Origin of the sequence: Neorhizobium sp. P12A (assembly GCF_008365395.1) — a bacterium.
Taxonomy (GTDB): Bacteria; Pseudomonadota; Alphaproteobacteria; order Rhizobiales; family Rhizobiaceae; genus Rhizobium.
Window position 1 is genome coordinate 498,990 of record NZ_QOVX01000002.1, and the last position, 25,595, is coordinate 524,584.

A 25,595-nucleotide genomic window follows, 5' to 3' on the forward strand; every position below is an offset into this window, starting at 1 on the left:
GCATTCGGCTTATCCCGGAAGCGTCGCCAAGGCCTCCGCATCGCGCCGCTGTGGCCAGGGATTGACGGCGTCGCGCAGCCAGAGAACCGTGTCCAGCCAGAACCCCGCCGCATGACGGGCATGGAAAAGGCTGAAATGGCCGATCGCATCCAGGCCGAAATCCGATGGCTCGAGGGCAGCCTGTGCCACCTCCGCATGCCGATAGTAGCTCAGCCCGCGGCGGACGGCCGCTGCGGTTCCGATATCGTCGTCCGAGACTGTCACAGCGAGGATCGATGCCTCGACCGCATCGAAGCGGGCGATGACATCGCCTCTTTCCGGGACAGGGTGGCTGCGTTCCATCCGCGCGCCGCGAAAACTCCATTCATTGGCGACGCCGGCCGGCAGGTCTTCGAGCCAGCCGAGCCGCTTTCCGGGAAAATAGCCGAAAACGGCGGTTAGAACAGGCATCACGATATGCCACTTCCAGACGAGGCGCATGCGATGCGCCGCCGCGTAGTCGCGCCAATAGGCATATTGCGCGCCGACCGTCAGCATCCGGTCGATGAGACCGGCATGATCAGAAAGGCCCGGCAAAAAGCCGCCAATGCTGTGACCGACCACCAGGAGCGGCAGCTCGCAATTTCGCTCATGCATGGCAATCAACGCTGCATCGAAATCGAGTTCGCCCCAGTCCCGCCATCGATAGCTGCAGCCGCGCAATCGCGGCGGTCTCGATAGCCCGATGCCGCGATAGTCGTAGGTCAGGACGTCGAATCCACGTTCGGCGAGGAACCGCGCATAGTAGTGATAGTAGCGGGCAAGCACGCCGGTCGCCGGGTTGATGATGACGTTGCCGCAGCTACTTCCGCCAGCCGCGCGCCAGATATGGCCCCGGAGAACCACACCGTCGCGGCACCGGATATCGATCGGTTCAGCATCGGATGCCAACGCACGCTTCGTCGTGCTCGGCCCCCGCTCAGCCACCTGTTCCATACCGTCGGTCCCGTCGATCCACTTCAGATAGGGAAACACTCTAGCGATCCGATATTGCCGTTGATACTCACTAGTCGGTATACTTGGGGACATGAAGACCGCACCCGAAACCACCCGCGACCGCATCGTGACCGCCGCTGCAAAGCTCTTCTACGGAGAGGGCATTCGCGCCGTCAGCGTCGATGCCGTTGCGGAAAAGGCTGGTGTCACCAAGCGCACGCTCTACTATCACTTCGACAGCAAGGACGAGCTGATCGCCGCCTATCTCGAAGGCCGCGATCAGCCAAACCTGGCTTTGTTCCAGAAATGGTTTGCCGAAGCCGAAGGCGGGGTGGACGTGAAGGTCAGGGCCATCTTCGAGCAGCTGGCAAAGTCGGCGCGCCACCCGAAATGGAAAGGCTGCGGCTTCCTGCGCACCTCGGCGGAACTGGCCAATATGCCCGGTCACCCGGCCATGAAGATCGGCGCTCAACACAAGAAGCGGGTAGAGAATTGGCTGACGGAGACTTTCGAGGCCGAAGGCATCCTTGATGCCCGCAAGCTCGGCCGCCAGGTCGTCCTTTTGCTCGACGGCAGCTTTGCCGTGGTGCTCATGCACCGCGACCCGTCTTACATGGAGACAGCCGGTGAGGCGGCTGCGGCGCTGGTTGCCGCAGCCCTGCGGAGTTGAACGGCCCGATCAGGCCGCGTCCTTCACCGGTTCGTAGCGCAGGATCACGCCGCCGGTCTTCAGCGGCTTTGCCTCCAGCAGCTTCAGCGGCACCTGCTCGCTCGCCGGCTTGAAATGCGGATTGCCGCCGCCGAGGATGACGGGGACGAGGCAGATGCGATATTCGTCGACCAGACCGGCCCTGGCGAGCGAGTCCGCGAGTTCAGCGCTGCCGAAGACGAAGATCGTCTTGCCCGGCCGCTGCTTGAGCGCCTTCAGCTCTTCCACGGGATCGCGGACCACGCGGCTGTTGTTCCACTCGGCCCTATCCATCGTGCGCGATGCGACGATCTTCGAAATGCCGTTCATGTATTCCTTGATCTCGGGCGTTTCCGTCGCCGTCGGCCAGTAGGCGGCCATGCCCTCATAGGTCTTGCGGCCGAAGACCAGCATGCCGCCCTCGTTTCCCAGGCCCCGTGCATAGTGTTCGAGTTCATCGCCCCAGGCCAGCATATGGAAATCGATCGCCCATGGCGCCTTTCCCTCGAAATAGCCGTCAAGCGTCATCAGGTTCCAGACAACAAGCTTTCTCATCTCTCTTCCTCCGCTTCGAGATACTGCACCAAGATTAAACTGGTTGCAAAAAGCAAGCACTTGCAGGCTAAGTAAACCGATGGCAAAATGCAAGCAGTTTCTTTGGAGATTCGAATGGACGCGATTCACCGCTCCGGCTGCCCGATCAATCTGACGCTCGAGGTCCTCGGCGACCGCTGGAGCTTGATCATCATCCGCGACATCATGTTCGGCAATCGCCGGCATTTTCGCGAGCTGCTGCAGAATTCGGAGGAGGGGATCGCCTCCAATATCCTCGCCGACCGGCTGAAGCGGCTGGTAGAGCGCGGCCTGCTGACGCGTAGCGATGATCCGACGCACAAGCAGAAGGCCATCTACAGCCTGACCGAAATGGCAATCGAACTCGTGCCGCTCTTTGCCCATATGGGCGCCTGGGGCCGCAAGCACCTGCCCGTGTCGGAAGAACTCTCGATCCGCGCGGAACTGCTGGAAAAGGGCGGCCAGCCCCTCTGGGACGACTTCATGGACGAGCTCAGGGAGACCCACCTCGGCATACCATTGCCGCCTGGAAAGCCTTCCGTGCTGGAACGGCTGACGGCCGCCTACCTAGAAGTGATGGCGCGCAAGTAGCGCGTCGTCATTCGCCGACACTGCCTGACCCTGCTGAAGAACCGTCCGCCCCGATTTCGAGTGCGGCGTGGACACCGGCTCCCGATATACATCGGGTGTACGCAGCCTAGACCACCGGATGATTACATCCGCTCTGCCAACGGTGGTACTCAAGCACATCCGAAAACGTATGGTCTTCAGGAGGCAAAGATGAGCTTGGACAATACCTTATATCCCGCCAAATCGGGACGCGAAGAACTGGTTCCGTCGCGCTACGCGGTGCGGATAGGCGAGATTGACGTACTTGTCATCAGCGATGGCGTGCTGCCGCTGCCAACCGCAATGTTGGGACACAATGCCAAGCCGGCCGATCGTGCGGCCTGGCTCGGCGATATGTTCCTGCCGCAGGACGCCTTCGATTGGGCACTGAATGTGGTCGTGGTGCGCAGCGGCGACCAGACCATCCTCATCGACGCCGGGCTGGGATTGGACCCGGACCTGAACTTGCCGCGGGCAGGGCAGTTGATCAGGCGACTGGAGGCGGTCGGCATCGATCTTGGATCCGTCACCGACGTGGTGCTGACCCACATGCACATGGACCATGTTGGCGGGCTTCTCGTCGACGGCGTGAAGGAGCGGCTGCGTCCGGACCTCAGGATCCACGTGGCAGCAGCCGAGGTCAAATTCTGGGAAGAGCCCGATTTCTCCCACGTCTCGATGCCGCCGGGTTTTCCGGACGCGCTTCGGGCGGCCGCCAAGAAGTTCCGGAAAGAGTATGAGAGCCACCTGCGGCTGTTCGATGACGAGTACAAGGTTGCGCCGGGCGTGGTCGTCTCCCGCACCGGCGGCCACACTCCCGGGCACAGCGTGGTTCGCGTGGCCTCGGGCAAAGACCGCCTGATGTTTGCCGGCGACGCCGTCTTCGCTGTTGGCTTCGAGCATCCCGATTGGTTCAATGGTTTCGAACATGATCCTGAAGAGGCGGCCCGCGTTCGCGTCCGGCTTCTGCGGGAACTGGCAGAGACCGGCGAGCTGCTTGTCGCCACGCATATGCCGTTCCCCTCCGTCGGCCATGTTGCCGTCGATGGCGACGCCTTCCGTTGGGTACCGGTCTTCTGGGACTACTGAGCGCTTATTGCGTTACAGCGAAACGAAACGAGGCAGCGCACCACTGGTCGATCGCTGCCTCGTGCGTCACTGCCGAGTTTGCGATTACGCGCTCTAGTTTTTCCGGAAGACGAAGCTTGCCGTCCATCCCGTGATGACGGCGAGCAATACGGCAAAGCAGCCGTAGGTGATCGGCCGCTCATGCGCGGCGTCGGTGATGGTCTGCTCGATGCCTGTCTTGATGACGCGCAGCGGCAGGGTTCTTTCCACGACGAACTTGCCGCTCTTGAAGAGATAGGCATGGACCGTGTGCACGCCGTTCGGCACGTCGGCCGGGAGGCGCAAGGTTGCCCTGAACAGGCTGGAGCTGACGAAGCGGACGCCGGCGGGATCGCGGACATAGAGGCCTCCGGCCTCCTGCAGTCGCCGGAAGGCATCGCGGAATTCCGTCAGGTCGCTGGCATTGTTGCTGACGAAGCCGATCGGCGTCAGCGGAATATGATCCATGCCGATGCCGTGGTCGTTGAGCGAAAGCGGCGTGGTGATGCTGTCGATGGCGCGGGTGCTGGAAAGCGAATAGGCCTCGGGCACACGCTCGAAGGTCATGGACCGGGTGTTGACCCAGATGCCGAAGACCCGCTCCTTCCTGCGCACCGTGGCGTTCTCCCGCGGACCTTCCAGCACGACGACGATGTCATATTGCCCGATCGCCAGCAGCAGCTGGTCGGTGTTTGACAGCGCGCCGAAGATCGTCAGATCCGCGCCGGTAAAATCCGAGGTGATGGCGATCTCGCTGGTGGAGGTGCCGATCTCCATGTCCTCGCGCGACGAGGTCGACGTTGACGGCTGGTCGAGCAGCACCTGGGCTTGCACAGCAATAGGCGCAATGAGCAGCGCAAGGGCAACCAGGACAGGACGCATCAACGGCCCGCCCCCTCGATGACGACGGAATAGATATCGGCAGGTGTGACGACCAGCCCAACGGCAAGGCGAAGGCCGACGGCAAGCACCAGCAGGCCGAGAAGCGCGCGCAGCTGTTCGCCGCGCAGCCTCTGGCCGACGCGCACGCCGTATTGCGCGCCGATCACGCCGGCGACCATCAGCACGAAGGCAAGCACGATATCGACCGAATAGTTCGTCGCCGCCTGCACGACGGTCGTATAGGCGGTCACGAAGATGATCTGGAACAGCGAGGTGCCGACCACGACATTGGTCGGGATGCGCAGCAGGTAGATCATGGCAGGCACCATGATGAAGCCGCCGCCGACGCCCATGACCGAGGTAAGGATGCCGATCCCGAAGCCGAGCGCGATGACCGGAATGACGCTGAGATAGATCTTGGATTTCTTGAAGCGCATCTTCAGCGGCAGCCGGTGCACCCAGTTGTGGCCTGGCCTTCTCGCCGCGGACGGTTCGTTGCGCGCGGCGCGGCGCATGGCGTTCAGGCTCTCCCAGAGCATCAGCCCGCCGATCGTGCCGAGAAAGACGACATAGAGCAGCGAGATGATGAGATCGAGCTGGCCGATGCGTCTGAGTAGCGAGAATATCCATATGCCGACGGTCGCGCCGACCAGACCGCCGATGAGCAGCACCGTGCCGAGCTTCATGTCCAGCGTGCCGCGCCGGAAATGCGTGAGCGCGCCCGAGATCGAGGAGGCAACCACCTGGTTGGCTCCCGTGGCGACCGCAACGACGGGCGGGATGTTGTAGAATATCAGAAGCGGGGTGATGAGAAAGCCGCCGCCGACGCCGAACATGCCGGACAGGAATCCGACGGCCGCACCCATGCCGAGGATGATGAAGATATTCACCGAGAGTTCGGCGATCGGCAGGTAGATTGTCACGGCCTGTCCCCGTTATCGGCGCCAATGAGATCGGGCGCCTTTTGAATTTTCCCCGTTTGAATGAGCGATCCTATCGCGAAATCATTGCCAGAGGTTTAGTAAAATGCGTTATGCCGCGGCGCGAACAGGCAAGCGCCTGTAGTGCTCCCCGGGGGGCAAGCGATTGCCACCCGCAGGCAAAATGACTGCATGACGGAATATGACATTGAAAATTTGCGACAAGCCGCACAACCCGTGGCATAAGGGCGCCCGAAACTCCCAAGGCGACCTATCCAGACTATGATCCGTATCGAAAATATCAGCAAGCAGCTCAGCCACCGCATTCTCTTCATCGAAGCATCAGCAGCCCTCAACAAGGGCGAGAAGATCGGTCTCGTCGGCCCGAACGGCGCCGGCAAGACCACGGTTTTTCGGATGATCAACGGCGAAGAGCTTCCCGACGAGGGGCAGGTGGCGGTCGAGCGCGGCGTCACCATCGGCTATTTCAACCAGGATGTCGGCGAGATGTCCGGGCAGAGCGCGGTTTCGGCCGTCATGGATGGCGCAGGCCCCGTCAGCGTCGTGGCCGCCGAATTGCGCGAGCTGGAAGCCGAGATGGTCGATCCGGATAAGCTCGACGAGATGGACCGGATCATCGAGCGTTACGGCGAGGTGCAGGCGCGCTACGAGGAACTCGACGGCTATGCGCTCGAGGGCCGCGCCCGCGAGGTTCTGGCGGGCCTGAGCTTCAGCCAGGAAATGATGGACGGCGATGTCGGCAAGCTTTCGGGCGGCTGGAAGATGCGTGTGGCGCTCGGCCGCATCCTCCTCATGCGCCCCGACGTCATGCTTCTCGACGAACCGAGCAACCATCTGGATCTCGAAAGCCTGATCTGGCTGGAGCAGTTTCTGAAGGATTATGACGGTGCGTTGCTGATGACCTCGCACGACCGCGAGTTCATGAACCGCATCGTCACCAAGGTCATCGAAATCGACGGCGGCACGCTGACCAGCTTTTCCGGCGACTATGAATTCTACGAGCAGCAGCGGGCGCAGAACGAAAGGCAGCAGCAGGCGCAGTTCGAGCGCCAGCAGGCGATGCTTGCCAAGGAAATCAAGTTTATCGAGCGCTTCAAGGCGCGCGCCTCGCATGCCTCGCAGGTGCAGAGCCGCGTCAAGAAGTTGGAGAAGATCGACCGCGTCGAGCCGCCGAAGCGCCGCCAGACGGTCGCCTTCGAATTCCAGCCCGCGCGGCGCTCAGGCGAGGACGTGGTCAGCCTGAAGAACGTGCACAAGAAATACGGCAGTCGCAGCATCTACGAGGGCCTCGATTTCGTGGTGCGCCGCCGCGAACGCTGGTGCATCATGGGTATCAACGGTGCCGGCAAGTCGACGCTTCTGAAGCTGGTGACGGGCTCCACGGAGCCGGATCAGGGCAGCGTGGCCCTCGGCGCGAGCGTCAAGATGGGCTATTTTGCCCAGCACGCCATGGACCTTCTGGATGGCGAGCGCACCGTGTTCCAGTCGCTGGAGGACGCGTTTCCGCAGGCAGGGCAGGGACCGCTGCGCGCGCTGGCCGGCTGCTTCGGCTTTTCCGGCGACGATGTCGAAAAGAGATGCCGGGTCCTGTCGGGCGGCGAGAAGGCACGCCTCGTCATGGCGATCATGCTCTTCGACCCGCCGAACCTGCTCGTCCTCGACGAGCCCACCAACCACCTCGACCTCGACACCAAGGAAATGCTCATCAAGGCGCTGTCGGAGTATGAGGGCACGATGCTCTTCGTCTCGCACGACCGTCATTTCCTGGCCGCACTCTCCAACCGCGTGCTCGAACTGACGCCCGAAGGCATCCACCAATATGGCGGCGGCTACACGGAATATGTCGAGCGCACCGGCTACGAGGCACCCGGCCTGCCATTAGCCCGCTAATAAAATCGAGGGGCCGGCGCAATCAGCCGGCCTCGCCTCCATGTCTCAGCGATTGCTGCCGCCCCAGGATTGCTGGCAGGAAATGACTGCGCATCCGCCGTCACGGCTCGGGATGACGGATCGCCTCGCTTCCGTCCCGGTGCCGCAGAGGGAGCCATTGCTCACATAGCGATCGTAGAGCTGCGCTCCGCTCCGGGAAGGATAGCGGAAGATGACCGCCCGTTCTCTGGCAAGGGTGTCCTGAATAGCCGAACATGTCATCGATCCGGAATTGTACCGGCTGATGGCAAGCGCATCGCCAGCCGGAAACGCGAGTACCGCCGCCAGATAGCCCGCGCGATTGCAGAGCAGGTGCTGCAGCCGAAGACGCTTTGATATTGCAGACATAAGGCTTTCCTTCCGCGCAATGATCGTGGTCGAGCGCAGCTGGGGCGGCGCTGCGATCTTCGATGACAGATAGAAAACCGCCCGAAAAATCCAGATCGCGCCGAATTGCAGCAAACGGATTGCCTGAACACGTTTTCGTGCGCGCATGGAGGCCCACCTGCATGCAGCTTTCCAAGAAAAGTATCGAAACGACAAAGTATATTTTAAATTACTTTGAAATTGATTAAAATTTGAGCAATTAAAAATTAACGTTACTACTAATACTGAAGTATTGAACGGGATAATACTATTGCCTTTAACCGATCGTTTACATAATCGTTCGCCCATTAACGGTTTGTTAAGCGTTACCGGAGAGGCCCCAAAATGAAACGTCATGGTATTTTGATTGCAGCAAGCATTGCACTTTTGTTGGGCGGCAGCAGCCTGGCACAGGCGCGGACGGCCGATTGTTCGGATGCCGGAGCAGGATCCGTGGAATGCATGGTCAATCGGCCGGTGAACACAATTCCGGCGACTAAGGGATTTGAAGACTTCGGTAGTCGGAATGGGCGCGGTTCCAATTCCGGCAGCTCGACCGGCAGCAAGACCTCCGGCAATGACAGCGCATCCAATTCAGCCGGCGACAAGGGACCCTCGAACGACGACAAGGGCAGCGGCAACAGCCAGGGCAATGGCGACCAGGGCAACGGCGACCAAAGTGGTGGCGACCAGGGCAAGGGTGACCAAGGCAATGGCGACCATGGCCACGGTGATCACGGCAAGGGCGACCACGGTAAAGGCGACCACGGCCACGGTGATCATGGCCATGGTGACCATGGCAAGGGCGACCACGGCAAGGGCGACCACGGCCATGGCGATCATGGCAAGGGCGACCACGGCAAGGGCGACCACGGCAAGGGCGACCACGGTAAAGGCGACCACGGCAAGGGCGACCACGGCAAGGGCGATCACGGCAAGGGCGACCACGGTAAAGGCGACCACGGTAAAGGCGACCACGGCAAGGGCGATCACGGCAAGGGCGACCACGGCCACGGTGATCATGGCCATGGTGACCATGGCAAGGGCGACCACGGCAAGGGCGACCACGGCGAGGGCGACCACGGCGATGGCGATCATGGCAAGGGCGATCATGGCAAGGGCGATCACGGCAAGAGTGACCATGGCAAAGGCGACCATGGCAAGGGTGATCACGGCAAGAGTGACCATGGCAAAGGCGACCACGGCAAGGGCGACCATGGCCACGGTGACCACGGCAAGGGCGACCACGGCAAAGGTGACCACGGCCAGAACAACGGTAGCGGTCACACTCCGCTCTGATTACCGCACCGCACCGCCGGAAGTGAAGAGCGCTTATCGGCCGGCGTGAGTTGCGAGCCGACACCGACCGGAAATCATGATGCGCGCGAAGGGAGACCGTCGCGAGCACGGCCGTTTGACATGCACAAAGGCCCGGCGGAGGATTCCGACCGGGCCTTTTGGGGTAGAGCGCAATAGCGCTTATTTGTTCTTGGCCAGCAACGCCTTGACGACCTTGTCCGTCACCTTGCCGTCAGGTTCCATGCCGATCGACTTCTGGAAGCTCTTCAGCGCGGCGACTGTCTTTTCGCCCATCGAGCCATCCGGCGGGCCGGCGTCGAAGCCGTTATTGTTGAGGATGGCCTGGATGTTGCGGATCGCCTTCTTCATGTCGACAGAGGCGGTGTGGACGCCCTTGCCGGTCCAATCGTCGGGAATGTCTGCGCTGTTGGCCTTGCTGTCGACCGGCTGCGGCTTCCAGGTGTCGACCGCCGTGCGGGCAGCGCTTAGCTGGTCCGGCTTCATTGCGTTGGCGACCTCGTCGCGCTTCTGCGCCGCATCCTTGTCGCCGCCCTTGGCTGCAATGGCGAACCACTTGTAGGATTGGCCGAGATCCTGCTTCACGCCGTTTCCGCGCGCATAGAGGATCGCAAGGTTGAACTGACTGTCCGAGATGCCGAGATTGGCGGCCTTTGTGAACCAGTCGGCTGCCGTATTGTAGTCCTGCGGGCCGGTAGCGCCTGACGCATAGAGGACGGCGAGGTTGTGCATCGCGCTGGCATTGCCGGCATTGGCGGCGCGCTCATAATAGTCCTTGGCCTTGGCGAGGTCGCGATCGACGCCGTTGCCCTTTTCATAAAGGCTGGCCAGGCGATACTGCGCCGGCGCAAAGCCGCGATCGGCCGAGAGTTGGTACCAGCTGGCTGCCTGCTTCATGTCCGCCGGTACGCCGCGGCCGTCTGTGAAGAGCGCGCCGACTTCGAAGAGCGCCAGCGGATCGCCATTCTTTGCCGCATCGGCAAGGGCCGGCGGCTGGATGGTGCTGGGAACGATGATCGACGGCGCAGGAGCGCCGGGTGCCGTTGCCGTCGTTGCTGCCTGCGGTGCGGCGGCCGAGACATCAGGGGCAGCCGGCGCCGGCGTGCTGGGCACAAAGCCGGATGCGCCCTGCGCAGGGGCCGCAGCGCTAGGCGGCGTGAACGTCTCGCCCCCGGCATCGAGCGGGCTTGCCGACGTCAGGTGATTTTCCGTTCCAGCCGGAGGGACGCCAACGGGCGGCTGGACAGCCGGCAGCTGTGCGTTCTCATCGATCGAGGGCGGCATTGCGGCTACATTGCCGAGATTGGCCTGAGCTACCGGTGCCGTTGGCGCAGCGACGGGCTTCGCCGGGTTCTCGGTGGCCGAGGTCAGGGCGGAGATTTCAGCCGGCGGCGGCGCTTTCTTGCCATGCGTCAGCGTGTTGACGAGCGGGAAGGCCATGATCGCTAGAAGCGCTGCGCCGATGGCAAGCAGGATAGGCCGGCGGAAGCGCGAGAATGCCTTGCCGCCTTTGTTGCCGCCGTCCTTGGCGTTGGGCGAGATGCGCTGCGTCTGGTCCACTTCCATTGCAGCCGCCTGTGCGGCGCGACGGGCAGCGGCGATATAGTCGGCACGTTCGCTTTCGCTCGGGGCCTTGGCATTGCCGGAACGGGCGGCCGTCTGGCTGGCGCGGACGCGCTCGAGGATCTTGCGAACATCAGGCGCGCCCGAGCCCGGCTCCAGCAACTCGTTGGCTTCCTCCGACGGCATGACATCGACCGGATCGATCGAGGGGGCCGGATCGATCATAGGGCGCTCGCCGGTTACAGCAGCCGGTTCCGCGGCCTTGCGGCCGGAGAGAAACCGCTTTCCGAGGCTGGCGAACAGGCTGGACTTGATGCCGGCCTTCTTTGCTTCCGCCTTGATTTCCGCCATCGCTGCGGCGTCCATCGCCGTGCTCGCGGCGGCAGCTGCCATCGACGCTGCAACCGGCTGTTCCGCGACCGTCGAGGTGCGGATGATCGGGGCCGGGCGCACCGGGGCAGCCGTCATGACCGGCGCGTTTGCCGCGCTCGCATAGGCGTGATGGCTCTGCTCTTCCTCGACATGAAACGGATCGACATTGTATTCGGCGGCCGGCATGCGCGGCGCGGGCCGGCTGCTTTCCCGGCTTGTTTCCATATGGTCCAGCCGGTCGGCGATCTGTACGAGCGTGCCGTGCAGCGCTTCGAAGGTCCGATGCGTCCGCTCGTCGCTGTTGCGGCTGATATCCTCGAGATGCCGCAGATCTTCGGCAAGTGCCGCGATTGCCGACATGTCAGCGGCCGGGACGGCACCGCCGCCAAGCGTTCCATTGCGGGAATAGGCCTCAACGACGGCTTCAGCGGCCTGCCGGGCGGCCTCGATGATATATTCGTCGCTGGTCGCCATATAGTCTTCGAGCGCGCCCATGCGGCGGTCGAACTCGGCGGGGAACTCGCCGCCGGCGTCGCCGCGCGGTTCGCTGATCATCCGAGAAAGATGGGCGATCTGGTCTTCCAGGGCGCGCAGCGCATGCGTATCCGTCGGGGCCGCGGCGGTGCTGGTCTCAAGCCTGTCGGCGATATCGGCAAGCCGGCTTTCCAGCCGATAGACGACATCCTCGTCCAGTGCGGAAACGGGGGCCGGGGGCTGGAAATCGATCGCTTCGATACGGCGGGCGAGGTAGTCGAGGCGTTCCGCCAGCACATCGTTGACCGAGCCATGCTCGAGCGCGTCGATTTTCTGCGAGATATCGGCAAGATGACGCGTCAGGTCCGGCTGCGGTTCTGCTTTCTGCGAGCGCTCCATCAGGTAGGAGAGCTGGTCGAGGCGCTCTTCGAGCTTTGCGACCGATTCCCCGTTGCCGAGTTCCTCGATGCGCATGGTCAGCGCTTCGATCCGGTGCGCGAGGTCGTCGACCGGCTGCTGCTGCGCGGTCTGGCGACCCATGAGGTCGATCTGGTCGCCGAGATTGGCAAGGCGGCCTTCCAGACGCTGGATCAGCATGGGATCGGCGGCATTCGCGGCTGTCCGGCCGGTGGCGGCAATGGCCCGGCTGATCTCGTCCAGCCGCATGTCGATTGCGGAGAATTGTTCGCTGAGCGCGACGCCCTGCGGCTGCATCATATTGCCAAGCTGCTCCATGGCCGTCGCGATGGAGATCAGCTTCTGTTCCAGCGCATGCACGGCCGGGCTGTCATTCATGCCGCCGAGCTGGCGCTTCATGTCGTCGAGACGATAGGCAAGAGAAACCAGCTCTTCCTGCAGGCCCGATGTATCGAGCGCCTGCAGCCGGTCTTCGATGCCGTCCCAGCGGTTTTCCATGCCGCGCACGGAATCCTCGCGGGCAAGCCCGTCCATCAGCGAGCGCAGTTCTTCAAATTCCGTTTTCAGCCCTGCCGTTTCCGGCGCCCCGCCCGTATGACCGAGCTGGTTGATGCTCTCGGCAAGCCGCGCCAGGTCGTCACGCACGTCGCCGGCGAAGTTGCGGTCTTCGGCATTGGCCTTGATGCTGCGGATTTCTGCCCTGAGCGCGCTAATCTCGCGCCCGACGCCGTCGGCGATATCCTGCTTCAGGTCCTTGCGAAGGCTGACGAGAGCCTGCGCGATCTCTGTCATCGCATCGGGGTTTGCAAGCGGGCTTGCCGGGCGCTGCGGGGCAGGCGCGGCCGTTCGCTGCGCCGGACGCTCGAAGGAGCGCGAAGCAAAGGACTGCGGTTCGGGATGGGAAGGCTCGTCGTGGCGGCTATAGCTGCGTTCGCGGCTCGCCTCAAGCGCGCGCTGGCGCTGGCGGATTTCCGTGAGCGGGTCGGGCCGGCTGATGGGCTCCGGGCGCTGCTCGGCGCGAGCCGGCCGTTCCTGGCCGCGGCTGCCATAGGCGTCGCGTTCGCCGCGGGCTGCCATCGGCGCCCTTTCGGCATAGGCCACGCGATCGGTAGCGGCAGCATAGGTAGGCGCCGTGCGCTGGCGTGCGTCGTGCACGCCACTTGATCCCATCAGTCCCTCGATACGAGCTTCCAGTCCCTCGATCGTGCGGCTCAACGCATCGAGAGAGGTCCTGTCGCTCATGCCGGGAGGATTTGATCGCGATCCGCTCATCTTTTGCTCGCTTCGACGTTGAGCCCTTAATGGGCCACTTCCTGTTCAATCCGACTGCCGTCCTCCTGATCCGAGGCAAAGGCTATCGGCAACCGTCTGGCAAGGATTAGCTTATTAGACTTTCCTCAAGCTGACGGCCGGGCGGCGTTCCCTGGAAAACGCGAGACAATAAAGGGAAACACGGATCACCACTTTCACCGCGCACAATTCATTAGACGTGGTAAACAAGCGGTTAATTTCCGTCGGATTTTTTTAACCTTTTGTTGCGAGTTGGCCATTCGCGCCGCAACCAGGCCGACATTTGCAATTTCTAAAATTAGTATCGATACAAATAAAACTATAAATTGCCCTAGGCCAGAAGCCTGGGATCGTCGAGCATGATCGCATCGGGCAGACTTTCGGCAATCCTTGCAAGCCCATCGCCATCCACCTTGCCGACGGGGTAAGGCGGATATTCCGGCAGCGGTACGCTGCGGGGCTGGCCGACCATGATTGCGAGCCGCAATCCACTCTCGCGTACTGATTTTGCCCGCTCCACGGTCAGCGCCCCCTGCCAGAGCCGGAACCAGTTCGCGCCGGCAAGCCGAGCGTTGACAGCCGAATCCGGATCACTGACAAGTGCGAGGATCGCCATGTCGGCGGCCATCTCTCGTGCTGCACGGATCAGCGCGATATCGCGTAAGCCGAGAATGGTGCGCGCGGTCGCGCCGGCGGAAGCCACGGAAGCAATGATGGCGGGAAGATGGGTCTCCTCCATCAGCTTCACGTCCAGCAGCAGGCCGAGCGGGTACGATGCGGATATGGCCTCCGGCAGCGTCATCACGGAGGGCAGCAATTGCCGCAAAGTTGCAAGGTCAAGCTCGGCAACGGTACGCGGATCGCCGCATAGCCGCTGCAGATCGGCGTCATGGACGCAGACGTGCACACCATCCGCCGTCACCCTCACGTCGGTTTCGACCGCATCGGCGCCGGCCGCCTCTGCCGCGCGAAAGGCCTCCGCACTGTTTTCCGCCGCCAGCAGCGCGCCGCCGCGATGGGCGATGACGAGCGGTTTGTGCGAGGCATCCGTCCATGATCCGAAAGTCACCGGTATTTCACCTGAGCTATGAAGGAGGATGCGTTATTGTCCGATTTAAATGTCGGCTTTGCGACAAGGCCCAGTAACGGGGCCTAGTAACAGGACCTAGTAATCAAGCTCGTCGGATGAAAACCAGACATCGCGATAGACGGCCATGGCACTTTCGTCGGGCGCGCGGCTTTCGGTCGGCCATAGCGAGCGTACGCGCCGTGCGTCACGGCCGTTTGGCGCTCGAACGCATTCATCGGTGCTGGATGCGCCAATACAGGGAATGAACCAGGATGGCATCAATGGCTTTGCCCGAAATCCGGCTTCTGTCCAGGTAACCAGCATGGCAAGGCCGATATCGTCGGCAGGGCGCCAGGGAAAGATCATCCGTCCGCCCGGTCGCAGCGCCTTCAGCCAGGAAAGCGGCGGACGGGCGACACCGGCATTGACATAGATGACGTCGGACGGCGGAAGGGGCTGTGTGGTCGCATCCCCCTGGATGATATCGACGCCCTCGAAAGGGATGAGATTGTCCCGCGCGCGGTTCGCCAGGCCATCCTCTCTCTCGAAGCCATAGACATGCCCGTTCGGCAGCACCAGCATCGACAGCAACGCGGTATAGTATCCCGCGCCCGCGCCTATATGGGTGACGGTCTCGCCGCTTTGGGGCGCGACCGCGCCGATCCATGCTGCATGCAGAAACGGCTCGCCATTGTTGATGCCCTTGCCGACGTCGAGCGCAACCAGCGCATTCTGGTAAAGGTAGATCGGGTCGGCGCTCGGCGTTTCGAAATATTGCGACCCGACCATGATGTGCCAGGGGCCGGGCGGGAGAAAGGCCTCTCGCGGTACGATCTCGAATATCCGCTCCAGACGCGGATCGGCGGACTTGCTCGCCGCCGCCATCAGCCTGGCATAGAAATGCCTGATCTCGTCGAGTGTCGCTCTGCCTGTCGCAGGCATGGTCGTCCTCCATAAGCCCGTCGGTGGAATTTGACGCGGGATACCATCATTCGGAGTTGTATTTGCCGCAAGCGATTTTCTTGTTGTGATGTTGTCATGCTGCCGTCGATTGGCAAGGATAGCGTTTGATCGCATAAATTTGACGTTTACGCGCACGTCAATATTTTATATGCATTATGGCCGCCGGCTTGCGAATTGGAGGATTTCAGACGATGCCCACCTACAAGGCCCCCGTGGACGATACGCTTTTCGTTCTTAACGACGTTCTCGGGCTGGAGCGTTATAACAATCTTCCCGGTTTTGCCGACGCTACCCCTGACATGATCGAGGCCATCCTCGGCGAGGCGGCGAAGATGGCGGAGGAGGTTCTGTTTCCGCTGAACTATTCCGGCGATCAGGAAGGCTGCACCCGCCACGCTGACGGCACTGTCTCGACACCGAAGGGCTTCAAGCACGCTTACGACGCCTATCGCGAAGGCGGCTGGATCGGGCTTGCCGTGCCGCAAGAGTTCGGTGGCCAGGGGCTGCCCTATACGCTGCATGCTGCAGTCTGCGAATACACCTCTGCTGCCAACATGTCGCTGATGATGTACCCTGGTCTGACGCAGGGCGCGATTGCCGCCATCCTCGCTCATGGCTCGGACGAGCAGAAAAAGACCTATTTGCAAAAGATGGTCGAGGGCACATGGTCCGGCACGATGAACCTGACCGAACCGCATTGCGGCACGGATCTCGGCCTTTTGCGCACCAAGGCGGTGCCGCAAGCCGATGGAAGCTACAAGATCACAGGCCAGAAGATCTTCATTTCTGCCGGCGAACACGACATGACGGGCAATATCGTCCATCTGGTGCTCGCCCGCATCGAAGGCGCGCCCGAGGGCACCAAGGGCATCTCGCTCTTCATCGTCCCGAAATTCATGGTTGGCGAGGATGGCGCGCTCGGCGAGCGCAACGGCGTTTCCTGTGGCGCGATCGAACACAAGATGGGCATTCACGCCAACGCCACCTGCGTCATGAATTACGACGAGGCGACCGGTTACCTGATCGGCGCGGAAAATCGTGGCCTCAACGCCATGTTCGTGATGATGAACGAGGCCCGCGTCAGCGTCGGCCTGCAGGGTGTCTCGGTTGCCGAGATCGCCTATCAGAATGCCGTTGCCTATGCCCGCGAACGGCTCCAGGGCCGCTCGCTCTCCGGCCCCAAGGCGCCGGACAAAAAGGCCGACCCGATCATCGTTCATCCGGATATCCGCCGCTCGCTGATGACCATGCGCGCCTTCAACGAGGCCGGCCGCGCCTTCCTGCTCTGGACTGCTCTGAAGTCTGATATTGCCCACCGCGCGACGGACGAAAAGGAGCGCCAGACCGCCGACGATATCCTTGGTCTCGTCACGCCGATCCTCAAGGGCGTGATGACCGACAAGGGCTTCGAGCACGCGGTCATGGCGCAGCAGGTCTTCGGCGGCCATGGCTATATCGAGGAAAACGGCATGAGCCAGTATGTCCGCGATGCCCGCATCACCATGATCTATGAGGGCGCGAACGGCATTCAGGCGCTCGATCTCGTCGGCCGCAAGCTCGGCCTCAACGGCGGCCGTGCCGTCATGGCGCTCTTCAAGGAGATCGGCGATTTCTGCGAGGAAAACCGCAATGACGAAAAGCTCTCCTTCTTCACCAAGCAGCTGAAAAAGGGCTTGAACGACGTGCAGGCCGCGACCATGTGGTTCATGCAGCATGCCATGGCCAAGCCCGACAATGCCGGCGCCGGCTCGACCGATTATATGCACCTCTTCGGCCTTGTCGTTCTCGGCTATATGTGGGCAAAGATGGCAAGGGCGGCAACGGAAGGGCTTGCCGCAGGCGAGACCGCCCGCGAGGAGTTCCTGCGCAACAAGCTCGTGACCGCGCGCTTCTTCATGGAGCGCATCATGCCGGAGACCGCGCTGCGCAAGGCCCGCATCGAAACCGGCGCGGAAACGATGATGACGCTGAGCGCCGAGGCGTTTTGACGGGGCGCCCCTTCTCCCCGAGGGGAGAAGAGAAGACGAATTCAACGGCCCGACGGCCGCCAGGGAGAAGACTGAAATGACCGACGTTTTCATTTACGACCACGTCCGCACGCCGCGTGGGCGCGGCAAGAAGGACGGGAGCCTGCATGAGGTTCCCTCCGTGCGCCTTGCCGCCAAGACGCTGGAGGCGATCCGTGATCGCAGCGGGCTGGATACGGCAACCGTCGACGACATCATCATGGGCTGCGTCGACCCGGTCATGGACGCCGGCGCCGTCATCCCCAAGGCCGCCGCCTTCGAGGCCGGCTATTCGACCACTGCTCCCGGCATGCAGATTTCCCGCTTCTGCGCCTCCGGCCTCGATGCCGTGAATTTCGGCGCGGCCAAGATCGCGCAAGGGGCAGACGACATCGTTATATCGGGCGGCGTGGAAAGCATGTCGCGCGTCGGTCTCGGCATGTCGGGCGGCGCGTGGTTCATGGATCCCTCGGTGAATTTCCCGGCCTACTTCATGCCGCAGGGCGTCTCGGCCGACCTGATCGCCACCAAATACGGCTTCTCCCGCACCGACGTCGACGCCTATGCGGTCGAGAGCCAGAAGCGTGCAGCTCATGCCTGGAAGGGTGGCTGGTTCGACAAGTCTGTCATTCCGGTCAAGGACCAGAACGGTCTTGTGATCCTTGCCCATGACGAACACATGCGCCCCGGCACCGATATGCAGGCGCTGGCGGCGCTCAATCCTTCGTTCCAGATGCCCGGCGAGATGGGCGGCTTCGAGGCCGTCGGCATTCAGGCGCATCCGGAGGTCGAGCGCATCAACTATGTCCACCATGCCGGCAATTCGTCCGGCATTGTCGACGGCGCGGCCGCCGTGCTGCTCGGCTCCAGGGCCGGCGGCGAGAGCATGGGCCTCAAGCCCCGCGCCCGCATAAAAGCCTTTGCCAATATCGGCTCCGACCCGGCTCTGATGCTGACCGGCCCGGTCGACGTTACGGAAAAGCTGTTGAAGCGCACCGGCATGACGCTCGCCGACATTGACCTCTTTGAATTGAACGAAGCCTTCGCCGCCGTCGTGCTGCGCTACATGCAGGCCTTCGAGATCGACCACGACAAGATCAACGTCAACGGCGGCGCCATCGCCATGGGCCATCCGCTCGGCGCAACCGGCGCGATGATCCTTGGCACGGTGCTGGACGAGCTGGAGCGCCGCGACCTCAACACCGCGCTGGTAACGCTCTGCATCGGCGCCGGCATGGGCACGGCGACTGTGATCGAGAGGGTTTGAGGGCTAACCCTCCCCCTTTTGGGGAGGGTCGAGCGTAAGCGAGGGGAGGGGTTTCACCGCAAATTCCCCTCTCCAACCCCTCCCCACCAGGGGAGGGGCTTTGCCGCAAAGATCGTCCGGGAAAAGGAAATCCCACATGACCACCTACACGAACTTCACCGTCGAAACCGACGCCGACAATATCGCCCTCGTCACCTGGGACATGCCCGGCAAGTCGATGAATGTCTTCACCGAGGAGGTGATGGACGAGCTGAACGCCATCGTCGAGGAAACGAGCGCCGACACTACTCTCAAGGGCGTGGTCATCACGTCAGGCAAGTCCACCTTCTCCGGCGGTGCCGATCTTTCGATGATCAAATCGATGTTCACCTTCTACAACGAGGAGAACGCGAAGGACCCGGCTGCGGCAGCGCAAAAACTCTTCGATCTCGTCGGGCAGATGACTGGCCTCTTCCGCAAGCTGGAAACATCAGGCAAGCCGTGGGTCTCGGCGATCAACGGCACCTGCATGGGCGGCGCGTTTGAAATGTCGCTTGCCTGCCACGGCCGCGTCGTCTCCAGTTCGAAGAGCGTCAAGATCGCCCTACCGGAGGTGAAGGTCGGCATCTTCCCCGGCGCCGGCGGCACGCAGCGCATCTCGCGGTTGACGGACGCGCAATCGGCGCTGCAGATGATGACGACGGGCCAGTCGCTGACCGGCGCTCGTGCCAAGGCGATGAACCTCGTGCACCAGGTCGTCGAGCCTGACCAGTTGATCATAGCCGCAAAGCAGATGATCAAGGACGGGCTGAAATCAGTCGCTCCCTGGGACGAAAAGGGCTTCAAGGTGCCTGGCGGCGGCATCTGGACGCCGGCTTCCGCCCAGCTCTGGCCGGCAGCCCCCGCCATCCTCCGCCGCGAGACCGCAGGCAATTATCCCGCCGCACTCGCGATACTGAAATGCGTCTATGAAGGCCTGCAGGTACCCTTCGACACCGGCCTCAAGATCGAGCAGCGCTATTTCACCCAGGTACTGCAGTCGACCGAAGCCTTCTCGATGATCCGCTCGCTGTTCATCTCCATGCAGGAACTCGGCAAGGGCGCCCGTCGCCCTGCAGGAATCCCGAAGGCCGAGCTGAAGCATGTCGGAATCGTCGGCGCCGGTTTCATGGGCGGCGCGATCGCCTATGTCACGGCTGCAGCGGGCATCCGGGTCACGCTCATCGACCGCGACATAGAGGCCGCCACCAAAGGCAAGTCGCATTCCGAGACGCTGGTCAAGGATTCGATCGGTAAGGGAAGACTGACACAGGAAGAGGCAGCAGCCCTCCTTGGCAACATCACGCCCTCGGCGGCTTACGCCGACCTTGGGGATGCCGATCTCGTCATCGAGGCTGTCTTCGAGGACCGCGAGGTGAAGAAGGCGGTCATCGAGGCGGTCGAGGCCATCCTGCCGGAAACGGCGATCTTCGCCTCCAACACCTCGACCCTGCCGATCACAGGCCTTGCGAAAAACTCGAAGCGGCCGGACCAGTTCATCGGCATCCACTTCTTCTCGCCGGTCGAGAAGATGATGCTGACCGAGGTTATAACAGGCAAGGAGACGGGAGACCGCGCCCTTGCGGTCGCGCTCGATTTCGTCGCCGCGATCAAGAAGACGCCAATCGTCGTCAACGACACGCGCGGCTTCTATGTCAACCGCTGCGTCTTCCGCTACATCCACGAAGCCTATGACATGCTTATCGAAGGCGTGCCGGCGGCCATGATCGAGAATGCCGCCAAGATGGCCGGCATGCCGGTCGGTCCGCTATCGCTCAACGACGAAGTCGCGATCGACCTTTCCCAGAAGATCCTGAAGGCGTCAGTCGCCGATCTCGGCCCCGCGGCCGTCGCCCCGGAACATATGAAGCTTATCAACAGGATGGTCGACGAGCTCGACCGCCGTGGCCGCAAGAACGGCAAGGGCTTCTATGATTATCCCGCGAAACCGGCCAAGAAGTCGCTTTGGCCCGGCCTCAAGGAATTCTACCCGCAGAAGCAGGCTTCCGAGGTCGACGTGACAGTGCTGAAACAGCGCCTGCTGGTGACCATCGCGCTCGAAGCCGCCCGCACCATGGAGGAGGGCATCGTCACCGATCCGCGCGAGGCAGACGTCGGCTCGATCCTCGGCTTCGGCTTTGCGCCCTACACCGGAGGCACGCTCTCCTATATCGACGGCATGGGCGTAAAGGCCTTCGTCGCGCTCTGCAAAAAGTTAGCCACGGCTTACGGAGATCATTTCAAGCCGACCGCGCTGCTGAAGGACATGGCCGCCAAGGGCGAGACCTTCTACGGCCGGTTTGATCCCTATGGAAAGAAGCAGGCCGCTTAGCCGGCTTTCCTCTTCTCGCCGCGGGGGAGAAGAAACCAAGCCACCTGCGCCCAGCCCTCTTCTCGCGGGGAGAAGGGGGGAGCCATCAACGCCTCACAAGCACCCTTGCCGTCACCGACTGCTCGATCCCCTTCAGCGTAAGCAGGCGCGTCTCGGTCCCGCTCATAAGGTCGGGCTCGCGGCCAGCCGTCTCACACGACACCAGGATCTCGCCCGCTGTGGCCTTGGATTCCAGCCTTGCCGCCAGGTTGACCGCGCCGCCGATCGCTGTGAAATCGCTGCGGAAGGTGGAAAACTCGCCGATCTCGACATCGCCGCTATGGATACCGACGCCGACGCCCAGCTTCTCATCAGGCATTCCCTCCAGATTCAGGTTCAAGGCGTCGAGCGCTGCGCTGCAGCTCTTCTGGATGTCGAGCGCGGCCATGATCGCCGCATAGGCGTGATCCCTGTTGGCGATCGGAAAATTGAAGATCGCCATCAGCCCGTCGCCCATCTGCTTGTTGACGATGCCGTCATGCGCCCAGATCGCCTGCGCGCAGAGATCCTGAAACAGGCTGACGATCTCGCTGAGGCGGACTACCTCGATGCGCTCCGACAGTGCCGTGAACCCCCTGATATCTGCAAACAGAATGGTGGCGTTGGCGGTTATGTGACGCTGCTTTTTGACGTAGCGAAACGAGCGCTCGCAGATCGTGCAGATGTTGGGGTTCATCTTGCTGCGGGTGATGCCGAAGGCGCGCAAGGGAAGGGCGAGCGGCCCGCGGATCGGGATCGGCACGCGCATCTGGTCCCAGCACCCCCGGCAGATGAGGGCGTTGGCATGGTGGGTCGATCCGATTTGATCGGAGACTACTGTCATCTTCCGCTATCCGTCCCCCCGAAAGGCTCGCTGGTTTATGACAGCTTGAGCTTGTGCCATCCTTCAGATTTTTGCAACTGTTGAAATATTAGGGTTATCGGAATTAATTGGGGTGTCCGCCCTGTGGTCCACGGCACGACAGGCTTGCAAAACATTACACCATATGGTGTAATATAGGCATGGATCACTTGACGGATATATTGACGGCCATTTCGCATCCGACGCGCCGCGCGATCATCGGGCAGCTGGCCAATGGGCCGGCGCGCTTCCTGGATATCGCAAAACCCTTCGACACGGCCCTGAACGCGGTGACGAAACACCTGAAGCTCTTGGAAAGGGCCGGCCTGATCGAACGCCGGAAACAGGGCCGCGAAGTCTTCATCTCGTTCCGGGCCGAACCGCTCCGCGAGGTGGCTGAATGGATGAACGAATACGAGCACTTCTGGAACGAGCGCCTCGATCAATTCGAGGGTTACTTCGAGGAGAGGAATAGGGAGGAGAAAGACAGCAAATGACGGCAACTGCAGAAACCGTGGCAATCAAGCTCGAACGGACGATCCCGGCGTCTCCGGGCAAGGTATTCGATGCCTGGCTCGATCCCAGCGTTCCCGGCACACCCTGGCATGGAAACGAGAAGCTCATCGTCGATCCCAGGGTCGACGGGCTCTGGTACTGGCTCTCCCTCGGCAGCACGCCCCACTATGGGCGGTTCCTTAACATGGAGCGGCCGGGCCTGATCCGCATATCCTGGATGTCGCCAAATACGCTGGGCCTGGAATCGACGGTTACCGTCACATTCGAGCAGAATGGCGAGGGCACGCTCCTGACCCTGGTGCATTCAGGCCTGCCGAACGATGACATGGCAAGGGCGCACGAGAGGGGCTGGGGCGCCATCACCGAACGATTCAGCGACATCTTTGCCGGCGGAACGCGCCGCAGTGCCTGATAGCCGCCCGTCCATCAATCAGGCGCGATGACGCCCAATTGCTCGAGGAATTAGCCATGACCGAGACCCCGCCCGATGATGTGATCCGCCTCTGGCCCGAGGGACCGCCGACCAGACTGGAGGGTGTCGGCCCCGAGATTACCTTCAGCAAACCGGTCGGCACGGCCAGGTCCGCGACGATGCTGCGCAACGTGTCGGAGCCGACGCTCAGCGTCTTCAGGCCGGAAAGGCCGAACGGCGTCGGCGTGATCGTCTGCCCCGGCGGCGGCTGGCGCATCCTGGCGATGGAACATGAGGGGACAGACGTCGCAAGCTGGCTGACGGCCGAGGGCTACACCGCCTTTCTCCTGAAATACCGCGTGCACGGCACGCCGCAAGCGCCTGAAGACTACGAGGCCTGGGAGCAGGCACTGATATCAGGCATCGACATGCCGCAGCGAGGGCGCAGGGCGCTGCGTGGCATGGATGAGGTGAAGCCCTACGGGATATTTGATGCCGCGCGCGCCGCCGCCGCTGACGACGGCCGCCGCGCCATCGCCATCGTGCGCGAACGGGCGGCAGAATGGGGGCTTTCGGCGGACAAGGTCGGCATGATCGGCTTCTCCGCCGGCGCGTTTCTGGTAACCGATGTGGCGCTCGATCCGCGCGCAGCCCCGCTCGCCTTCGCAGCACCGATCTATGGCGGCGAAACCCAGGGACGTCAGGTGCCTGAAGATGCCCCGCCGCTCTTCACCGTCGTCGCGCAGGACGACATCGTCGCCTACCGCATGGTCGAACGCCTCTATTCCAACTGGACCGACGCCGATCGCTCCGCCGAAATGCACGTCTACCGCCGGGGCGAGCACGGCTTCGGCATGGCGAAGCAGGGGATGCCATCGGACGGATGGATCAATCTGTTTCGCGATTGGCTGGCGGATTTGGGCTTGAGCTAATCGTCAAGCAAGCCCCGTCGATATCTGCTCCCCCGTCAGAAGCGGTCACGCCACAGCCGCTGCGCCTGCTCAAGCCCCCAATTTCGGCTAAGCCTTACGTTGTATTTCTCATTTATTTAGGCGATGCTAATGTTGCGAGGGGTGGCTTAAACGTCGGGCAAGCCAATTCAGGCTCCGGGACGTAAGCCAATACATCGGGGGAGAAAATGAAAGTCACACGTCGTACCGTGTCGCTCGGCGGCATTGCATTGCTTGCTGCAACCTCGCTTTCGCCTGCACATGCCGTCGACGATCCGCTCGTCGATCCCTTCGAAGGGAGAAGCGATTTCTGGCTCGCCGTCGATGCCTATATCTACGGCTATCCGTTGGTAACGATGGAGATGACGCGGCGGGTGGTGACCAACGTCCCCAGGGTCAAGGGTACGAAAGGGCCGATGGGGCAGATCATCAAGCTGCGTGAATATCCGGATGCATCGTTCAAGGATGTCACGGCGCCGAATGCGGATACGCTCTACACGACGGCATTCATCGATGTGGAGAAGGAACCCTGGGTCTTTTCGATCCCTGACATGAAGGACCGGTATTTCCTGTTTCCCATGCTGGACGGATGGACCACGGTCTTCCAGGTGCCGGGCAAGAGAACGACGGGCGGCGGAGCGCAAACCTATGCGATCACCGGTCCCGGATGGAAGGGCGAACTCCCCGACGGCGTCACGGAATACAAGTCGCCGACCAGCATCGTCTGGATACTCGGACGCATCTATTGCACCGGCACGCCGGAGGACTACAAGGAAGTCCACGCATTGCAGGATGAATGCAAGCTCGTCCCGCTCAGCAGCTACGGCAAGGAGTGGCAACCGCCGCTCGGCAAGGTCGATCCCAAGATCGATATGAAGACGGCGGTCCGCGACCAGGTCAACCGGATGAATGCGGTCGAGTATTTCACGCTGCTCGCCGAACTCCTGAAGACCAACCCGCCGGCCGATGCCGACGCCGACATGGTCGCCAGGATGGCCGAAATCGGCATCGTTCCGGGGCAGGATTTCGACAAGAGCAAGCTGGATGCGCATTTCATCAAGCGCATCCCCGAAATCGCATTCGGGCGCATCATGCTGCACTTCAAGGCAAGCGATGGCGACATCAAGGATGTTAACGGCTGGGGCTACACGACCAAGACGGGCATCTACGGAACGGATTATGTGCAGCGGGCTCTGATTGCGGCCATCGGGCTTGGCGCCAACCGTCCCGAGGATGCCATCTATCCGACCTCGACGAAATCGAAGGACAGAGTTCTCGCCCGCGCCTATCGCGGGTCGGAAAATTATGTCCTGACCTTTCCCAAGGACCAGATGCCGCCCGTGCGCGGGTTCTGGTCGATAACGATGTATAACGACAAGTATTTCTTCGTCGAAAATCCGCTCAACCGCTATTCGATCAGCGCGCGGCAGGATCTGAAGGCCAATCCGGATGGTTCTGTCGACATATACATCCAGAACAAATCTCCCGGCGCCGACAAGGAATCCAACTGGCTGCCCGCACCAAAGGAAAAGTTCATCCTGATGATGCGGCTCTACTGGCCGGACGACAAATCGCCGTCGATCCTCGATGGATCATGGGTGATACCATCCGTCACGAAGGCGTGACAGCGGACCAAGAGATCGCAAGGGAGGGCCGGCCGGCATCCCTTGCGATGACGC

General features: G+C 62.0%; 21 protein-coding genes. 11 read left to right on the top strand and 10 right to left on the bottom strand.

Features of this window, described 5'->3' with window-relative positions:
* Nucleotides 1-9: 9 nt before the first annotated feature.
* Nucleotides 10-975: an alpha/beta fold hydrolase gene (locus DTW90_RS08495; protein ID WP_149338398.1), complete on the bottom strand. Its 966-nt coding sequence runs from the start codon at nt 973-975 to the stop codon at nt 10-12.
* A 91-nt stretch (nt 976-1,066) separates the two neighbouring features.
* Between DTW90_RS08495 and DTW90_RS08500 the strand changes: the two genes are divergently transcribed.
* Nucleotides 1,067-1,645, top strand: a complete 579-nt coding sequence (locus tag DTW90_RS08500) for a TetR/AcrR family transcriptional regulator (protein WP_149337637.1) — start codon at nt 1,067-1,069, stop codon at nt 1,643-1,645.
* A 9-nt stretch (nt 1,646-1,654) separates the two neighbouring features.
* Here the strand turns inward: DTW90_RS08500 and DTW90_RS08505 are convergent, their stop codons facing one another.
* Nucleotides 1,655-2,218 (bottom strand): dihydrofolate reductase family protein, encoded by a 564-nt coding sequence (locus tag DTW90_RS08505; protein WP_149337639.1) that lies wholly within the window; start codon nt 2,216-2,218, stop codon nt 1,655-1,657.
* Nucleotides 2,219-2,332: 114 nt separating this feature from the next.
* Here DTW90_RS08505 and DTW90_RS08510 point away from each other — a divergent pair, with 114 nt between their 5' ends.
* Both DTW90_RS08510 and DTW90_RS08515 read left to right on the top strand, forming a co-directional pair.
* Nucleotides 2,333-2,827 carry a helix-turn-helix domain-containing protein gene (locus tag DTW90_RS08510; RefSeq protein WP_132521007.1) on the top strand — a complete coding sequence of 165 codons (495 nt, stop codon included), beginning with the start codon at nt 2,333-2,335 and terminating at the stop codon, nt 2,825-2,827.
* A gap of 189 nt (nt 2,828-3,016) precedes the next feature.
* Complete coding sequence (locus DTW90_RS08515; RefSeq protein WP_149337641.1) at nt 3,017-3,934, top strand: MBL fold metallo-hydrolase; 918 nt, start codon at nt 3,017-3,019, stop codon at nt 3,932-3,934.
* 93 nt (nt 3,935-4,027) lie between these two features.
* Here DTW90_RS08515 and DTW90_RS08520 read toward each other — a convergent pair whose 3' ends face one another.
* Together DTW90_RS08520 and DTW90_RS08525 are read right to left on the bottom strand one after the other, a co-directional pair.
* On the bottom strand, nt 4,028-4,834 hold the full coding sequence (locus tag DTW90_RS08520; RefSeq protein WP_132521011.1) for a TIGR02186 family protein: 807 nt from the start codon (nt 4,832-4,834) through the stop codon (nt 4,028-4,030).
* On the bottom strand, nt 4,834-5,757 hold the full coding sequence (locus DTW90_RS08525) for a sulfite exporter TauE/SafE family protein (RefSeq protein WP_132521013.1): 924 nt from the start codon (nt 5,755-5,757) through the stop codon (nt 4,834-4,836). The genes DTW90_RS08520 and DTW90_RS08525 overlap by 1 nt, the downstream gene beginning before the upstream one ends.
* 279 nt (nt 5,758-6,036) lie before the next feature.
* Between DTW90_RS08525 and DTW90_RS08530 the strand changes: the two genes are divergently transcribed.
* Nucleotides 6,037-7,665 carry an ABC-F family ATP-binding cassette domain-containing protein gene (locus DTW90_RS08530; RefSeq protein WP_149337643.1) on the top strand — a complete coding sequence of 543 codons (1,629 nt, stop codon included), beginning with the start codon at nt 6,037-6,039 and terminating at the stop codon, nt 7,663-7,665.
* Nucleotides 7,666-7,710: 45 nt separating this feature from the next.
* Here DTW90_RS08530 and DTW90_RS37600 read toward each other — a convergent pair whose 3' ends face one another.
* The 5 genes from DTW90_RS37600 to DTW90_RS08555 form a co-directional block, all read right to left on the bottom strand.
* The gene (locus DTW90_RS37600; RefSeq protein ID WP_246664914.1) at nt 7,711-8,199 is read right to left on the bottom strand and encodes a hypothetical protein; all 489 of its coding nucleotides are present in this window, start codon (nt 8,197-8,199) and stop codon (nt 7,711-7,713) included.
* 465 nt (nt 8,200-8,664) lie between these two features.
* On the bottom strand, nt 8,665-9,357 hold the full coding sequence (locus DTW90_RS08540) for a hypothetical protein (protein WP_149337645.1): 693 nt from the start codon (nt 9,355-9,357) through the stop codon (nt 8,665-8,667).
* A gap of 192 nt (nt 9,358-9,549) precedes the next feature.
* Nucleotides 9,550-13,485, bottom strand: coding sequence for a peptidoglycan-binding protein (locus DTW90_RS08545; RefSeq protein WP_149337647.1), 3,936 nt, complete (start codon nt 13,483-13,485; stop codon nt 9,550-9,552).
* A gap of 349 nt (nt 13,486-13,834) precedes the next feature.
* On the bottom strand, nt 13,835-14,572 hold the full coding sequence (locus tag DTW90_RS08550) for a glycerophosphodiester phosphodiesterase family protein (RefSeq protein WP_149337649.1): 738 nt from the start codon (nt 14,570-14,572) through the stop codon (nt 13,835-13,837).
* Between the two features lie 96 nt (nt 14,573-14,668).
* The gene (locus DTW90_RS08555; RefSeq protein WP_149337651.1) at nt 14,669-15,514 is read right to left on the bottom strand and encodes a protein-L-isoaspartate O-methyltransferase; all 846 of its coding nucleotides are present in this window, start codon (nt 15,512-15,514) and stop codon (nt 14,669-14,671) included.
* Nucleotides 15,515-15,726: 212 nt separating this feature from the next.
* Between DTW90_RS08555 and DTW90_RS08560 the strand changes: the two genes are divergently transcribed.
* The 3 genes from DTW90_RS08560 (at nt 15,727) to DTW90_RS08570 (ending at nt 21,158) form a co-directional block, all read left to right on the top strand.
* Entirely contained in the window at nt 15,727-17,523 is a 1,797-nt protein-coding gene (locus tag DTW90_RS08560; RefSeq protein WP_149337652.1) for an acyl-CoA dehydrogenase C-terminal domain-containing protein, read from the top strand.
* A gap of 76 nt (nt 17,524-17,599) precedes the next feature.
* Nucleotides 17,600-18,808: an acetyl-CoA C-acetyltransferase gene (locus DTW90_RS08565; RefSeq protein WP_149337654.1), complete on the top strand. Its 1,209-nt coding sequence runs from the start codon at nt 17,600-17,602 to the stop codon at nt 18,806-18,808.
* A gap of 136 nt (nt 18,809-18,944) precedes the next feature.
* Entirely contained in the window at nt 18,945-21,158 is a 2,214-nt protein-coding gene (locus DTW90_RS08570; RefSeq protein WP_149337656.1) for a 3-hydroxyacyl-CoA dehydrogenase NAD-binding domain-containing protein, read from the top strand.
* Nucleotides 21,159-21,243: 85 nt separating this feature from the next.
* Here the strand turns inward: DTW90_RS08570 and DTW90_RS08575 are convergent, their stop codons facing one another.
* A complete protein-coding gene (locus DTW90_RS08575) occupies nt 21,244-22,020 on the bottom strand; it encodes an adenylate/guanylate cyclase domain-containing protein (protein WP_149337658.1) in 777 nt (258 codons plus the stop codon).
* A 179-nt stretch (nt 22,021-22,199) separates the two neighbouring features.
* Here DTW90_RS08575 and DTW90_RS08580 point away from each other — a divergent pair, with 179 nt between their 5' ends.
* The 4 genes from DTW90_RS08580 to DTW90_RS08595 all read left to right on the top strand — a co-directional run bounded on the left by DTW90_RS08580 (nt 22,200) and on the right by DTW90_RS08595 (nt 25,541).
* Nucleotides 22,200-22,535: a metalloregulator ArsR/SmtB family transcription factor gene (locus DTW90_RS08580; protein WP_149337660.1), complete on the top strand. Its 336-nt coding sequence runs from the start codon at nt 22,200-22,202 to the stop codon at nt 22,533-22,535.
* A complete protein-coding gene (locus tag DTW90_RS08585) occupies nt 22,532-22,966 on the top strand; it encodes an SRPBCC domain-containing protein (protein ID WP_149337662.1) in 435 nt (144 codons plus the stop codon). Before DTW90_RS08580 ends, DTW90_RS08585 begins: the two co-directional genes overlap by 4 nt.
* 56 nt (nt 22,967-23,022) lie before the next feature.
* Nucleotides 23,023-23,898 carry a dienelactone hydrolase family protein gene (locus DTW90_RS08590; protein ID WP_149337664.1) on the top strand — a complete coding sequence of 292 codons (876 nt, stop codon included), beginning with the start codon at nt 23,023-23,025 and terminating at the stop codon, nt 23,896-23,898.
* 206 nt (nt 23,899-24,104) lie between these two features.
* Nucleotides 24,105-25,541: a DUF1254 domain-containing protein gene (locus tag DTW90_RS08595; protein ID WP_149337666.1), complete on the top strand. Its 1,437-nt coding sequence runs from the start codon at nt 24,105-24,107 to the stop codon at nt 25,539-25,541.
* The last annotated feature ends 54 nt before the right edge of the window (nt 25,542-25,595 follow it).